General features: G+C 64.5%; 11 protein-coding genes and 2 pseudogenes. 10 read left to right on the forward strand and 3 right to left on the reverse strand.

Annotation, left to right across the window (positions count from 1 at the left end; all coding sequences use genetic code 11):
• Positions 1–89 precede the first annotated feature (89 nt).
• The 7 genes from XAXN_RS03780 (at position 90) to XAXN_RS03810 (ending at position 5966) form a co-directional block, all read left to right on the forward strand.
• Positions 90–284 carry a hypothetical protein gene (locus XAXN_RS03780; protein ID WP_054318558.1) on the forward strand — a complete coding sequence of 65 codons (195 nt, stop codon included), beginning with the start codon at positions 90–92 and terminating at the stop codon, positions 282–284.
• 265 nt (positions 285–549) lie between these two features.
• Positions 550–1392, forward strand: coding sequence for an STAS domain-containing protein (locus XAXN_RS03785; RefSeq protein WP_054318559.1), 843 nt, complete (start codon positions 550–552; stop codon positions 1390–1392).
• Between the two features lies 1 nt (position 1393).
• A complete protein-coding gene (locus XAXN_RS03790; RefSeq protein WP_054318560.1) occupies positions 1394–1756 on the forward strand; it encodes an STAS domain-containing protein in 363 nt (120 codons plus the stop codon).
• On the forward strand, positions 1753–2148 hold the full coding sequence (locus XAXN_RS03795; RefSeq protein WP_042821601.1) for an anti-sigma regulatory factor: 396 nt from the start codon (positions 1753–1755) through the stop codon (positions 2146–2148). The genes XAXN_RS03790 and XAXN_RS03795 overlap by 4 nt, the downstream gene beginning before the upstream one ends.
• 2 nt (positions 2149–2150) lie before the next feature.
• Positions 2151–3149: an ATP-binding protein gene (locus XAXN_RS03800; RefSeq protein WP_134980150.1), complete on the forward strand. Its 999-nt coding sequence runs from the start codon at positions 2151–2153 to the stop codon at positions 3147–3149.
• Positions 3146–4021, forward strand: coding sequence for a sensor histidine kinase (locus XAXN_RS03805; protein ID WP_054318562.1), 876 nt, complete (start codon positions 3146–3148; stop codon positions 4019–4021). The genes XAXN_RS03800 and XAXN_RS03805 overlap by 4 nt, the downstream gene beginning before the upstream one ends.
• Positions 4011–5966 (forward strand): response regulator, encoded by a 1956-nt coding sequence (locus XAXN_RS03810; RefSeq protein ID WP_054318563.1) that lies wholly within the window; start codon positions 4011–4013, stop codon positions 5964–5966. The genes XAXN_RS03805 and XAXN_RS03810 overlap by 11 nt, the downstream gene beginning before the upstream one ends.
• A 92-nt stretch (positions 5967–6058) precedes the next feature.
• Here the strand turns inward: XAXN_RS03810 and XAXN_RS03815 are convergent.
• Together XAXN_RS03815 and XAXN_RS03820 are read right to left on the reverse strand one after the other, a co-directional pair.
• Positions 6059–6946, reverse strand: a pseudogene (locus tag XAXN_RS03815) (beta-xylosidase family glycoside hydrolase); the annotation flags it as partial.
• A pseudogene (locus tag XAXN_RS03820) lies at positions 6942–9974 on the reverse strand (response regulator); the annotation flags it as partial. The pseudogenes XAXN_RS03815 and XAXN_RS03820, both read right to left, overlap by 5 nt.
• Positions 9975–10133: 159 nt before the next feature.
• Between XAXN_RS03820 and XAXN_RS03825 the strand changes: the two are divergent.
• Together XAXN_RS03825 and XAXN_RS03830 are read left to right on the forward strand one after the other, a co-directional pair.
• The gene (locus XAXN_RS03825) at positions 10134–11297 is read left to right on the forward strand and encodes a PAS domain-containing sensor histidine kinase (protein ID WP_054318564.1); all 1164 of its coding nucleotides are present in this window, start codon (positions 10134–10136) and stop codon (positions 11295–11297) included.
• A complete protein-coding gene (locus XAXN_RS03830) occupies positions 11290–11658 on the forward strand; it encodes a response regulator (RefSeq protein ID WP_054318565.1) in 369 nt (122 codons plus the stop codon). The genes XAXN_RS03825 and XAXN_RS03830 overlap by 8 nt, the downstream gene beginning before the upstream one ends.
• 232 nt (positions 11659–11890) lie before the next feature.
• Here XAXN_RS03830 and XAXN_RS03835 read toward each other — a convergent pair whose 3' ends face one another.
• Positions 11891–13474 (reverse strand): alpha-N-arabinofuranosidase, encoded by a 1584-nt coding sequence (locus XAXN_RS03835; RefSeq protein ID WP_042821607.1) that lies wholly within the window; start codon positions 13472–13474, stop codon positions 11891–11893.
• A 237-nt stretch (positions 13475–13711) separates the two neighbouring features.
• On the opposite strand from XAXN_RS03835, the gene XAXN_RS03845 reads away from it, so the two are divergent.
• Positions 13712–14779: an aldose epimerase family protein gene (locus XAXN_RS03845; protein WP_054318566.1), complete on the forward strand. Its 1068-nt coding sequence runs from the start codon at positions 13712–13714 to the stop codon at positions 14777–14779.
• The last annotated feature ends 147 nt before the right edge of the window (positions 14780–14926 follow it).

Consider the following 14926-nt stretch of genomic DNA (forward strand, 5'->3'; position numbering starts at 1 on the left):
AGCGCGCGCATTGCTTTTGCGCAACGCGGCGGCATTCATGCCCGCACACCATCTCGCGTTGGACGTGCGGCCGCGCCCTCTACAGGACGATGACGCAAGTGCATGTCGTGCCTGCAAGCGAAAAGCGCAGCGCTATGCCGCTGCTGTTTCTGCGGCGCGTGGCCCTGTTTGATCTCCATCGTTCTCATGGAGCTCGCCATGGCCGTGGCAATCCCGATCGGAAGGCCATCGCCGCAGGCTCAGAACGCAATGATGTGCCGTTGATCGGCCATCGCCAGGGCTGAGGGTGGCGGCACGCTGATCGTGTGGGGTTTGCCTTGCACGCGTAAGGGCGCAGCCCATGTCCGCAGGCGTGGACCGGCGCACGTTCGGCATGTGCGCCGCCATGTCACACTGCACTCGTGGGCATGGATAACTGCTACAGGTTGGCTCGCTGGTTGGTCAATCTGAATTGCTTTATTCTGCTGCGCATAGGCGTGGGGGCGCCGCGTCGGTCAGGGCGCAGTCCAGCCCGCATGCCCAACCTTTTTTCTTTTGGTGGGTGATCTCATGGTGGCATTGCAGCAGCGCTCGATCGATGCGATTGATGGCCAGGAACACGCGTTGTTGGCCGCATGGTTGGAGTCCAGCCTGGGCAGCGATGCGCGTCTGTCGCGGCAGGAATTCGAAGCGCAGGCCGGTGAATTCCTGGGCTTGCTGGTGGCGTCGTTGAAGCACGACGGTAGCAGCCTGGACAGTGCCGATTGGAGCGAAGTGCGCCGCTTCCTGGAAAATCTCTCGCGCGACCGCGCCACGCGTGGTTTCGATTCGCAGGAAACCGCCAACTTCATCTTTTCGCTCAAGCGCGTGTTGTTTGCGCTGGTGCAGCGCGAATACGCCAGTAGCCCGGAAGAACTGGGCCAGCAATTGTGGGCGTTGTCGGAATTGCTCGACCGCCTGGGCTTGTATACCGTGAAGGTTTTCCAGAAGACCCGCGAAGACATCATCGTGCGTCAGCAGGAAGAAATGCTGGAGCTGTCCACCCCGGTGGTGAAGCTGTGGGAGGGCGTGCTGGCGCTGCCGATGATCGGCACACTGGATTCGCAGCGCACCCAGGTGGTGATGGAGTCGCTGTTGCAGCGCATTGTCGACACCGGCTCGGAAATCGCCATCATCGACATCACCGGCGTGCCAACCGTGGACACACTGGTGGCGCAGCATCTGCTCAAGACCGTGACCGCGATCCGGCTGATGGGGGCCGACGCCATCATCAGCGGGGTGCGCCCGCAGATTGCACAGACCATCGTGCATCTGGGCCTGGACCTGCAGGGGATCGTGACCAAGGCCAACCTGGCCGATGCGTTGGCGCTGGCGCTCAAGCGCACCGGCGTGACCGTCAGCAAGGCAGACTGACATGGAGCGTATTCCGATCCTGCGGATGGGTGATCTGCTGCTGGTCACCATCCAGGTGGACATGCACGACCAGCTGGCGCTGCAACTGCAAGACGATCTGTCCGAGAAGATCAGCGCCACCTCTGCGCGTGGCGTGTTGATCGACATTTCCGCGCTGGATATCGTCGATTCGTTCATCGGGCGCATGATCAGCACCATCTCCGGGCTGGCGACGCTGATGGGCGCGCAAACCGTGGTGGTGGGCATGCAGCCGGCGGTGGCGATCACCCTGGTGGAGTTGGGGTTGACCTTGCCGTCGGTGCGCACCGCGCTCGATGTCGAGCGCGGCATGCGCCTGCTGCAACAACCCGAAGCGGCTCCATGACGGCCGGCTCGCAACCGGTGCGCACCGAGCAGGATGTGGTGCTGGCGCGGCAGACCGTGCGCAAACTGGTGGTGCAATGCGGGCTGCGGTTGGTCGATCAAACCAAGCTGGTCACCGCGGCCAGCGAACTGGCGCGCAATACCGTCATCTACGGCGGTGGCGGAGACATGGACTGGGCACTGGTTGAACGCGGCATCCGCAAAGGTGTGCAGTTGACGTTCCGCGACCAGGGTCCGGGCATTGCAGACTTGGAACTTGCACTGACCGATGGCTGGACCTCCGGCGGTGGCCTGGGTCTGGGACTGTCCGGCAGCCGGCGGCTGGTGGACGATTTCGTGCTCGATAGCGCGGCCGGCAAGGGCACCCGCATCACCATCACCAAATGGAAGTAACCATGACCGGCGCGCTCACCCAGGTGATCCGCGTCGAAGAGGGCACCCAGGTCGGGCAGGTGCGCCGCGAAGCGGTGGCGCTTGCACAGGCCTGCGGTTTCGATGAAGACGGCTGCGGGCGCGTGGCCCTGGTGGCGACCGAACTGTGCACCAACCTGCTCAACCATGCCGGTGGCGGGCAGATGCAGCTGGGCCGCGTCGCCGGCCGCGATGGTCTGGGCATCGAGCTGTGCACGCTCGATCAGGGGCGCGGGTTCGTACTGGCCGATTGTCTGCCGGACGGGTATTCCACCGGCAGCACGCCTGGCAATGGGCTGGGCACGGTGCAGCGACATGCCGCATTGCTGGACGCCTATTCCGATGCCAGGGGTGCCGTTGTCCTGGCACGCGTGTACGCCGATCCGGACAGCGCGCCCGATCTGCCCTACGGCGCGCTGCGTGTGCCGCTGCAGAACGAAACGGCGTGCGGCGATGGCTGGCACCTGGCGATCGATGCGCAACGCGTGACCGTGAGCATGATCGATGGCCTGGGCCACGGAGCGGGCGCGGCCGATTCAGCCGATGCCGGCACGCGCGCTGCGGAAACGGCCCGTGGCGAACCCGGCGAACGCATCGCGCGCCTGCATGCCGGCATGAGCGGCACGCGCGGCGGCGCGGCGGCGGTCATGCAGTTCGATGCCGGCAGCGGCCAGGTGCGCTTTGCCGGGGTGGGCAATATCGTCGCCTCGCTGTGCGATGGCGACGGTGTGCGCGGCATGCCCTCGCACCCGGGCATCGTGGGGGTCCAGTTCCGCAAGGCGCAACCGTTCGACTTTCCACACGCTGCCGGCAAGTTGCTGGTCATGCACAGCGATGGCCTGCAATCGCGCTGGGCCCTGCGCGATCACCCAGGCCTGCTGTCGCGCCATTCACGCATCATTGCCGCAGTGCTGGCACGCGATTACGCGCGCGGCCGCGACGATTGCTGTGTGTTCGTCATGCGCTTAGGAGGCATGCAATGAATTCAACCACCGATATGCCGGCAGCCGAGACGATGGCTGAGCTTGAAAGCTTGCGCCAGCAGAACCAGGCCTTGCGCGAAGAGCTGGAAGAAACCAACCAAGGCGTGCTGGCCTTGTATGCCGAGCTCGACCAGCAGGCCGAGCAGTTGCGCGAGGTGTCCGAACTCAAGAGCCGCTTTCTGTCGTACATGAGCCACGAGTTCCGCACCCCGCTGGGCTCGATCCTGAGCATCACCCGGCTCCTGGAAGACGGCATGGACGGGCCGCTCAATACCGAGCAGCTCAAGCAGGTGCGCTTTGTCAGCGGTTCGGCGCGCGAGCTCACCGAGATGGTGGACGACCTGCTGGACTTGGCCAAGATCGAGGCCGGCCGCATCACCATCTCGCCGGGCTGGTTCGACCTGATGGACCTGTTCGCCGCCCTGCGCGGCATGTTCCGTCCGCTCACGGATGTAGGCAATACCACGCTGATCTTCGAGGATCCGCCGGTGCTGCCGATGCTCTACACCGACGACAAGAAGCTGGCGCAGATCCTGCGCAATTTCATTTCCAACGCGCTCAAGTTCACCCCGCAGGGGCAGGTGCGCGTGTTCGCGCAGCTGGAAGGCGACAGACATGTACGGTTTGGCGTGCAGGACACCGGCATCGGCATTGCGGCCGAGCTTCACGAGGCCTTGTTCGAAGATTTCGTACAGGTGGACTCGCCGCTGCAAAAACGCCTGACCGGCACCGGCCTGGGGTTGTCGATCTGCAAACGGTTCGCCGAATTGCTGGGCGGCCGGGTGGGGATCAACAGCGTGGTCGGGCAGGGTTCTGAATTTTACGTGGTGCTGCCGGTGACGCTGGCAGCGGAGGAAACACGTGGGCAGTAAGCACCACATTCTGGTCGTCGACGACAACGCGGTGACGCGTTATTCGGTACGTCGCGTGCTCGAACACCATCAGTTCGTGGTCGAAGAAGCCGGCACCGGCACCGAGGGGCTTGCCAAACTGGCCACGCAGACGTTTTCTGCGGTGGTGCTGGACGTCAACCTGCCGGACATGAGCGGCTTCGATATCGTGCGTACGCTGCGCGCCGAGCCGCGCACCGCATTGCTGCCGGTGGTGCATGTCTCGGCGGCCTCGATCGCCACCGGCGACATGATCACCGGGCTGGATGCCGGCGCCGATGCCTACCTGATCCATCCGGTCGACCCCAATGTGTTGCTGGCCACATTGCGCACGCTGCTGCGCGCACGCCGTGCCGAGGAGGCGTTGCGGATCAGCGAGGCGCGTTTCCGCGAAATCTTTGAACACATCAGCGCGCCGATTGCGGTCGTGGATGCCAACTTGCACACGCACGAGGCCAATGATGCGTTCCAGCGACTGATCGGCAGCGCCACGCCCGGCGCTGCGATCCATGCCGCCGGGTTGAATCAGGCGGCCGCCGTGCACGCCCTGACCACTGCATTGGCGCAGCGCGAGCGCTGGAGCGGCACCTTGTCGCTGCTGCGCGATGGCAAGCTCTGCGAAACCGAATGGCGGGTGTCGCCCTACCGCGAGCCGGATCTGGGTCTGTTGCTGGTGGAAGACGTCACCGAGCAGCGCCTGCGCGAGCGCGAGCAGCGCCAGGAACTGGATACCGCCACCAGCGAGCTTGCGCACCAGATCGCGCAGCGTCAGCACACCGAAATCCAGCTGCTGCAGGCGCAAAAGATGGAAGCGCTGGGCAAGCTCACCGGTGGCATCGCGCACGACTTCAACAACCTGCTGACCAGCATCATTTCCGGGCTGGACATGATCCAGCTTGCAGTGGAATCCAACCGCATCGAACGCGTGCCGCGCCTGGCCGGGATCGCCACCGGCTCTGCGCACCGCGCCGCCGCGCTGACCCAGCGCATGCTGGCGTTCGCACGCAAGCAATCGCTGGATGCGCAACCGTTCGACGTCAACACCCGCGTGCGTTCGCTGGAAGACATGCTGCAGCGCTCGATCGGCGAAAACATCGCGCTGGAGCTGGATCTTGCGTCCATGCCACTGGTGGCCATTGCCGATGCCAACCAGCTCGAAAACGTGGTGCTCAACCTGGTCATCAATGCGCGCGATGCCTTGAAAGGGCAGGGCACCATCCGCATCCAGAGTGCGGCCTACACCGCGCACAACGATCCGGAACTGGACGACGGCGACTATGTTGCGGTGAATGTGATCGACAACGGGAGCGGGATCGAGCCGGCCATTCTCGACCAGGTGTTCGAACCGTTTTTCACCACCAAACCCATCGGCGAAGGCACCGGTCTGGGCCTGTCGATGACCTACGGGTTCGCACGTCAATCCGGCGGTACCGCGCGCATCACCAGCGATGTGGGTCAGGGCACCACGGTGGCGCTCCTGCTGCCGCGCGGGCTTTCGGCCAACGAGATGCTGCCGGCACCGGCGCCCAGCGCGCCGCGCACGCGCAATGAGCGCATCTTGCTGGTGGACGACACCGACGTGGTGCGTATGATGGTGAGTGAAGTGCTCAGCGATGCCGGCTACCAGGTCATCGAAGCGGAGGATGCCAACGGCGCGCTGGAACAATTGCGCACCGAGGTGCACATCGATCTGGTGGTTTCCGATGTCGGCCTGCCCGGCATGAACGGGCGCGACATGGCCGATGTGGCGCGCACCCTACGCCCGGGTCTGCCGATCCTGTTTATTACTGGCTACGCCGAAAACGCGGCCACGCGGCAAGAATTTCTGGCAGAGGGCATGGCCTTGCTGCCCAAGCCGTTCAGCCTCAACGATTTGCTCAACACGGTGGGGCAGATGCTCGACAGCAGCGTCCAGGCGCGGGCGTAGGGCGTTAAAGCCGCTGCTGACATGCATGCGCAGCTGCCGGTCGGGCGCGGCCGGCGTTGGAGCCCTGCATGCACCAGGCGTGCAGCCGCCGCTCACCGCGCATACGCGTACGGCCCGAATGTGGCGCCAAGAAAACCGTCGGCCGACTCGGTGCTGAGAACACGCGCATCGCCTTGTTCGAGCAGCGTCTGCCATTGCCCCTGGCCGACGGCATAATCCACGTGCACGCGCGCGGCATCCAGCGCAAACCGCAGTTTCACCGGTTGCGTGGCATCGGGCAGTGGCGTGCGTGCCAGTTCGGTGCCGGTGCCGGGCTGCTGCGGTCCGGCGCGGCGATACAGCACCACCGCAGCGCCGCTGGCCTCGCGCACCAGCATGGCTGCCAGGAAGTTGCTCTCCTTGGCCACGACCGCCAGACCGGCCTGTTCCCCGGGCGCCAGCGCGCCGCCATCCACGCTGGCGACCAAGTTGGCTTGGCGATGCTGCAGGCGATGGCCCAGATAGGCTGGCTGACAACGGCCGAGATCGCCCAGCGCGACCTTTGCCGGGGGCACGCGCAAGCCTTGCGCGCCGGGCTGATACCACGGCGTCGTTGGTGGGTGGATGGTCATCCATTGCATCGGCACACGCGCATCCCAGAAGCGCTCGCTCCACTGCATCGGCCCGGTGGTCGGCAGGGCCTGCGTGCCTGCCGGCAAGGGTGGCCGTGCGGCGACTGCCGGGACTGCGGCGCCGTGCGGTAGCACCACCGGCCAACCATCGCGCCACTGCACTGGCAACAGGAAGGTTTCCCGGCCCAGGTTGTAGTGATTGCCCCGATGAGGGCGCGTCGCGAGAAACACCGCCCACCATGTGCCGTCCTTGAGTTCGACGAACTGCGCATGCCCGGCCGAGGTGATCGGCGCACTGCGAGACGGATCCAGGTCGCGTTGGGTGAGCACCGGATTGCCACTCCAGGTTTCGTATGGCCCGGTGATCCTGCCATTGACGGTTGGCACGGATCTGCCGCATCGCGGTGATGCCATCCATCTCCGGCATCATGATGTCCATCAGGACCAGGTCCACCTCGTGCTTGGCCAAGTGCTCCAGCGCCTCGCGGCCGTTGCGTGCAATCTGCAACGTGACGCCCAGCGGTTCGAGCACGCTGGACAACGCAAAGATGTTGCGCACATCGTCTTCGGCAAGCAACACGGTGGCGCCGTCCAGCACCGCGTCGCGGCGACGCGCTTCGCGCAGCAGGCGCTACTGATCGCTGGGCAAGGAGGCTTCCACGCTGTGCAGGAACAGTGTCACCTCGTCGAGCAGACGCTCTGGCGAGCGCACGCCCTTGATGATGATGCTCTTGGAATACCGGCGCAGGCCCTGCTCTTCGTCGCGGGTCAGCGCGCGCCCCGTGTAGACGATCACGGGAGGGAAGGCGACCGCATCGTTGCCGGCCATGCGTTCGAGCAGGTCGTAGCCGCTGCCGTCGGGCAAGGCCAGATCGGTGACCATGCAATCGAAGGTGGAACCTGCCAGCTGATCCATCGCCTCGGCAATGCTGCCGACCGCAACGATGTCCAGCTGGTCTCGCGCCAGCAGCAGTTGCAGGTTCGCGCGTAGTGCGCTGTCGTCTTCGACGATCAGCAAACGACGCACCGCGCATGCGTTGGTTTCTTCCAGCTGGCGGATCGCACCGGCCAGCAGTTCGCGTGTGGCCGGCTTGATCAGGTAGCCAACCGCACCAAGCTCCAGCGCAATCTGGCTGCGTTCCAACGCGGATACCGCGTGGACGGGCACATGGCGTGTGGCCGGGTCGCGCTTGAGGCGTTCGAGCACGCTCAGACCGGACGCATCCGGCAAGCCGATGTCGAGCAGGATGCCGCTAGGGCGCAGCTCGGCGGCCAGGCGCAGGGCTTCTTCTGCGTTGGGGGCCACCACGCAATCGAAATCCAGTTCGTGGGCCAGCTCCACCAGCGCCTGCGCAAAGCGGGTGTCGTCTTCCACTGCCAGGATCAGTCGGCCGCGGCTGCGTTGGTCGCGATCGTCGTCGGCATGCTGGATCAGTGCAGTATTGGGCGATGCGATCGGCACTGGCACCGTGTGGGCCACCGCTCGACCAGATGCGCCCGATTGCGCACCCAGCGTGCTGCCGTTGCGCTGTTGCACCTGGGCAGCAGAGGCCTGGACTGCGATCGCGGCGGCGTTCGCCGCTGCATCGGTAGGGCCGATCACCTCTGCAGGTGCGTCATCGGTCGGCAATTCCAGCGTAAAGCAGCTGCCGCGCCCCGGCTCGCTGTCCACACTGATGCTGCCGCCCATGCGTTGCGCCAGGTCGCGCGAAATCGACAAACCCAACCCGGTACCGCCATAACGGCGGCGCGTGCTGCCATCGGCCTGACGGAACGCTTCGAAGATCACTTCGCTCTGTTCGCGCGCGATGCCGATGCCGGTATCGGTCACCGCAAAGCGCACACGCCCAGGCGCATGCGCTTGCACCTGGACCGACAAGCTGACCTTGCCGTGTTCGGTGAACTTGATGGCGTTGGCCAACAGATTCTTGAGGATCTGCTGCAGGCGCTGGTTGTCGACGACCAACTGTGCCGGCGCGCCGGCAGCTGCCGCGATCTCCCATGCCAGGCCCTTCTGTCGCGCCAGCGGTTCGAAGGTTTCGCGCAGGCGTTGCAGCACCGAACCGGTGACGACCGTTTCGTCGGCCAACTCCACATGCCCGGCTTCGATCTTGGACAGGTCCAGGATGTCGTTGATCAGCGCGAGCAGGTCGTTGTTGGACGACAGGATCGCCTGCGCATACTTCACCTGCTCGGCGCTGAGCGTGCCGTCCTTGTTGTCGGCCAGCAGCTTGGCCAGGATCAAGGCGCTGTTGAGCGGCGTGCGCAACGCGTGCGACATGTTGGCCAGGAATTCCGACTTGTAGCGCGAGGCAGTGGACAACTCGTTGCTATTGCGCACCAGCTGATTCTGCGCGATCAACAAGGCCTGCTTCTGCGCTTCCAGTGCCTGAGTGCGCTCTTCCAGCTGCACGTTGGTCTGTTCCAGTTCTGCCTGCTGCACTTCCAGGTCGCTTTGCGATTGCTGCAGGCTACGGCTCTGTTCTTCGAGTTCCTCGTTGGCCACGCGTAGCTCTTCCTGCTGGGTCTGTAGTTCCTCGCTCTGTCGCTGGGTTTCTTCCAGCAAGGCCACCAGCTGCGTGCGCAGCAATGCGGTGCGCAGTGCCAGGCCGATGTTCTCGCCGCACCGTGCCAGCAGTTCCTCTTCGCGCGAGCCGGCGGTGCGTGGGTCGGTCACGCGCCCGAGCTCGATGATGCCGATCACCCGGTCGTCGGCGGTGACCGGCGCCAGCAGCAACTCCTGGCAGCTGCTCTGGCCAAGCCCGGAGGCAATCTGCAGATGCCCGGAGTCCATGCCGCGGATGCGACGCACCGTGCCATGTTTCAGCACTTCGCCGAGCTGGCCGGTAGCGGTCGGCAGCGTCTGCGGCAGATCGGGCGGCAACGCCCCCCCCCCCCGTGAATCGCAGGCGGTCGCCCTCGATGTGATACGGCGCGCCAACCTGCGCATCCAAGGTCTCGCACAGTGCGCGCACCGCGGCATCGGCCAGCTCTTGCGGCGCCTGATCGCCGCGCAAACTGGCCTCGACCGTGTTTTCTGCCTGCTGCAGCCACAGTGCGAATTCGGCCTGCCGGCGTGCGCGGATCGCCTGCATCACCACCAATGCCATTGCCAGGAACGACACGCCACCATGCTGCGATTGATCGAGGAAAAACTCGAGTTCGTGCTCGGTGGCGCGAGCTGAAAACCGATCGCCAGCAAGACACACGACGACACGCCCACGATGAGCGGCACCTTCGGGCGGTTCTGAAACACCGTCACGCCCACCGCCACGAAGTAGGTCAGCCACACTGCATAACCGAGCGGGGTCACCAGTTCCATGCCCAGCGTTGCAGCCATCAAGGCCCCCGCGATGACCCAAATCCAGCGGTCGCGTGTGGTCGAGATGGTTTGCATAAGGTGCGTTGACCGAACTGGGAGGGCGGTCATGGTAGCCGATAACTTTCACGCACAAATCGCCGGAAATTTGACACTTTTTGCTGCCGTATTAGCTTGCACGCAGCCTTCACGCAGCTATCAATATGGTCCGGCGTTTTTCCGGAGAATCATTGCGCGATGGATGCGGAAACAGCCGTCGACAGCGCAGGGCCCCTTTCTTACGACAGTCGGCAGTGTCAGTTGTTGGTGCAAAGCGTGTCCGATCACGCGATCTACATGCTCGATATCGGTGGGCATATTCGCAGCTGGAACCCGGGCGGCGAGCGCATCAAGGGCTACAGCGCAAGCGATGTATTGGGCACGCATTTCTCGCGGTTCTACCTGCCGGAGGATGCGCAACGCGACGAACCCAGTCGCAATCTGGAGATCGCCAAGCGGGAAGGGCGCTTCGCTGCCGAAGGGTGGCGCCTGCGCAAGGACGGCAGCCGATTCTGGGCCAGCGTGGTCATCGAACCGGTGCTCGAATTCGGCGTGCTGGTGGGGTTTGCAAAAGTCACCCGCGATCTGACCGAGCGCCATGAAGCGCAGCATTTGCTGCAACAGGCGCAGCAGGCGTTGCTGCAATCGCAGAAAGTCGAAGCCTTGGGTCGGTTGACGCTGGGCATGGCCCACGATTTCAACAACCTGCTCACGGTGATGGTGACCAGTCTGGATCTGATTGCGCTGCGCGCAGGCGATGACGCGCGCACCCGCATGCTGATCGAAGTGGCGCAAACTGCGGTGGATCGCGGCACCTTGTTGACACGGCAACTACTCGCTTTCGCGCGCGGGCAACAGCTGAACCCTGAGTGCCACTCCGTCAACGACATCGTGACCGGTTCGTTGGAATTGTTGCGGCGTGCCTGCCCGCCGGGTGTGAGCTTGTCTTTGCAGTTTGCCGACGCACTGCCGCATGTGCGCGTAGACCCTGGCCAGCTGGAGGCGGCGTTGCTCAATCTGGTCTTCAATAGTTGCAATGCGATGCCCGCTGGCGGCAGCATCGCGTTGCTTACTTCTGCTGTGCAACGAGCCGGACCGTCAGGCCCACAAGGCGTATGTCGCCCGTACGTTGCCCTTGCGGTACGCGACGACGGTCCGGGTATGACCGCGCACGTTGCACAGCGCGCCAGCGAACCATTCTTCACCACCAAAGATGTCGGCAAGGGCTCCGGCCTGGGCTTGAGCCAGGTCCATGGCTTTGCATCCCAGTCCGGTGGCTTCGTCGAGCTTGAGACCGCACCTGGACGCGGCACCACCGTCACCGTGTTTCTCCCGGCCGTCGAGGAGGCCGAGCATGACTGAATCCCTTCGCCTGCTGATGGTGGAAGACCAAGAAGAACTGCGCGAATTGATCGGCGAAGCGCTGCGCGATGCCGGCATCAGCGTCGACACCGCCGACGATGGCCACAGCGCGTTGCGCATGGTGCGCGACAGCGGCCCGTACGATGTGGTGTTCAGTGATATCCGTATGCCCAACGGTATGTCGGGCATCGAATTGAGCGAGCAGGTGGCGCAACTGATGCCGCAGGCGCGCGTGATTCTGGCCTCCGGGTTTGCCAAGGCGCAGTTGCCGCCGTTGCCGGCTCAGGTCGATTTCCTGCCCAAACCCTACCGCCTGCGTCAGCTCATCGACATGCTCAAGAGCACCCCAGCCAACGTGTAAAGGTTGGCTGGGCGTGCGGTGTCAACGGCTCTGGTGGTACACCTTGTCGATGGCGCCTTGAACCCGGGTTGTCACGCCGGCATGGCGACGTGACAACCAGGCACATCAGAAATGCAGCGATCGCGCCCCCGTTGGAAGGCGCTTCCGAACGAGGCAACACCGCGCCCACACAGCTGGCTCTGTCCGACGCGTCATACGCCTGAGCAAAAAGCTGTGCATTGCATCCGATCGCTCATTGCAGCTTGAGCATCACGATCGAATGCGCCGGCAGCGCCACGTTCACTGCCTTGCCTTGTACGCGTGCACCATTGAATGCCGCCGGCGCAACGGCCTGTGGCTGCGCATAGGTGTTGTACGTGGTGATCGCCGGCGCGGTCAGGATCTGCCCCTCCACTGCACGTAGCGGCAGCCCTTCCACCTGCACGCTTACAGTCGCCGCTGCGGTCGCGTCCAGATTGGTCAGTGCGATATACACATGGCCATCTTTCGCCTTGACCGCCGAGCCGTGCACTGCCGGCACCTGCGTGTCGCCATGACGGTACTCCGGTGTCTGCAATTGCAGCGGCAGGTGAGTGGCGTCCTGGTAGGGCTTGTAGAGCGCAAACACGTGGTAGGTCGGCGTCAGCACCATCTTGTCGCCGTCGGTGAGGATCATCGCCTGTAGCACGTTGACCATCTGCGCGATGTTGGCCATGCGCACGCGCTCGGCATGCTGGCTGAAGATGTCGAAGTTGAGGGAAGCCACCAGCGCGTCGCGCAGGCTGTTTTGCTGCTGCAGGAAGCCGGGATTGGTGCCGGGCAATGGCGCATACCAGGTGCCCCATTCGTCCACGACCAGGGCCACTTTCTTGCCCGGGTCGTACTTGTCCATGATCGCGCTGTGCTTGGTGATCAGCTCGTCCATCACCAACGTGCGCGACAACGTCTGGATCCACGCGGCTTCGTCGAACGTGGTCGAAGACGCGCGCGGCGGCCAGCCACCGGGAATGGTGTAGTAGTGCATGCTCAGCCCGTCCATGAACTTGGTGGCTTCGCGCATCATTACCTCGGTCCAGTGATAGTCGTCGTCGCTTGGGCCAGGCGCGATCTTGAGAATCTTCTGGTTGGCCGGCGACTTGACGAAGGTCTGGTAGCGGCGAAACACATCGGCTGCGTATTCCACGCGCATATTGCCGCCGCAGCCCCACAACTCGTTGCCCACGCCGAAGTAGGGGACCTGCCAGGGCGCATTGCGGCCATTGCCGCGGCGCTCGTTGGCCAGGCTCGAGCGTGTCGGCGCGGTCATGTATTCGGCCCACTGCGCAATCTCCTCCGGCGCAGCATCGCCCACGTTGCCGGCGACATAGGCCTGGGTGCCGAGCAGTTCGGTGAAGTCCATGAATTCGTGCGTGCCGAAACGGTTGGACTCTTCCACTCCGCCCCAGTGCGTGTTGACCCGGATCGGGCGCTTGGCCGGTGTGCCGACACCATCGCGCCAGTGGTATTCGTCGGCAAAGCAACCTCCGGGCCAGCGGATGTTGGGCACGGCAATGGATTTCAGTGCGGCGACCACGTCGTTGCGATAGCCGCGCGTATTGGGAATCGGCGACTGCTCGCCCACCCACACGCCGCCATAGATGCCGGTGCCCAGATGCTCGGCGAATTGGCCGAACAGTTGCCGCGACACCTGCGCGCCGGGCTGGTCCACGCGCAAGGTGCCGCCGACCTTGACCTCGGCAGCGAAGGTGGCCGGCACACTGGCAATCGAGGCGGCGACGAAAACGGCGTTCAACAGCTGCCTGCGCGATGTCCGCAACGCGGGGGAAATCCACTGCATCGGGTCGGTGCTCCTGTGCTGGTCGATGGTCGGGTGGGTGCTGCTGCGATGGGAAACGCGCTGCTAGCGTAGTGCCGGTGGCCGCCCTTTGTATTGCTGCAGCGCGAGCGCGGCAGTCGAGCGCGGCAGTCGCTTCGCCGCCGCAATCGCCTCGCCAGCCAGGATGTGCGCAGCGGCATGGTCGGCAGCCACCGCATGCGGCTATGCTCGTGGGCTACCTCATCGGCAGGACGATCCATGCAGCGAGTGTTCGGGCAATTGCCAGACGGTGTCGAGATCCACGCGCTCACACTACGCAGCGAGGCTGGTCTGCAGGCGGAAGTGCTCACCTACGGCGGCATCCTGCACACGCTGCAGTTGACCACCGCACAGGGTGCGCTGCCGCTGGTGCTGAACCTGCCGGATCTACCCGCGTATGTTGCCGACGGCGACAGCCTCAACATTCTGGTGGGCCGCTTCGGCAACCGCATCGCCGGTGCGCGTTACACACTGGAAGGTGTCACCCACGTGCTGGCCGCCAACGAAGGACGTCACCAATTGCACGGCGGGCTGCGCGGCTTCGGGCGACGGGTGTGGAGCGTGCTGGAGCAGGCACCGGACCAGGTGCTGCTGGGTTACGACTCGCCCGATGGCGAAGAAGGCTACCCCGGCAATCTGCACGTGCGTGCGCGCCTGCAGCTTCACGGGCTGAGCCTGCAGCTGGACTTCGAAGCGCACTGCGATGCCGCGACTGCGTTGAACCTCACCCATCACCCGTATTTCAACCTGTCCGGCGACCCGCAGCTGCGTGCCGCAGCGCAGGTGCTGCGCGTGCCAGCCGATCGCTACCTGCCGGTGGATGCCGAGTCGATCCCCACGGGCCAGATCGCATCGGTCACCGGTACCCCATTCGATTTCCGCCAGTCTGCTGCGCTGGCCGACAACACCGACCCGACGCATCCGCAGATCATTCTCGGCAAGGGCTATGACCAGTGCCTGGTGCTGGCCGCCGACGCGGACTGCGTTGCCGAGCTGTATTCCCCGCACAGTGGCGTGGCGCTACGCATCCGCAGTGATGCCCCGGCGGTGCAGGTGTACGAAGGCCAGCATCTGGACGCCCACCATCCCGGACTGGGGCGTGGCGTCTGCCTGGAGCCGCAGGACTATCCGGACGCCCCCAATCACCCCAATTTTCCGTCGACCATCCTGCGGCCGGGCGAGACCTCCCGCCGCAGTATCAGCTATCGCTTTGCCAATGCGGGGCCGGGCCAGCCCTGGGACGCTGTGCGCGCTGCGCTGGGGATGCGTGAGAGATTTCAGAGCTGAAGAGGTTGGCTGGGTTGCGTCGTGCGAGCGCGACCCAATGCCGCTGATTGCAGTGTCGGCTCTGAAGTTGCGCGACCTTGAGTTGCCATTAAGCCCGGGCTGACAGTGACCTGGTGTGGCCTATGCCCTAGCTGTTCAGTCCCGGCA

The organism is Xanthomonas axonopodis (assembly GCF_001304695.1).
In the GTDB taxonomy this organism is placed as follows: domain Bacteria; phylum Pseudomonadota; class Gammaproteobacteria; order Xanthomonadales; family Xanthomonadaceae; genus Xanthomonas; species Xanthomonas axonopodis.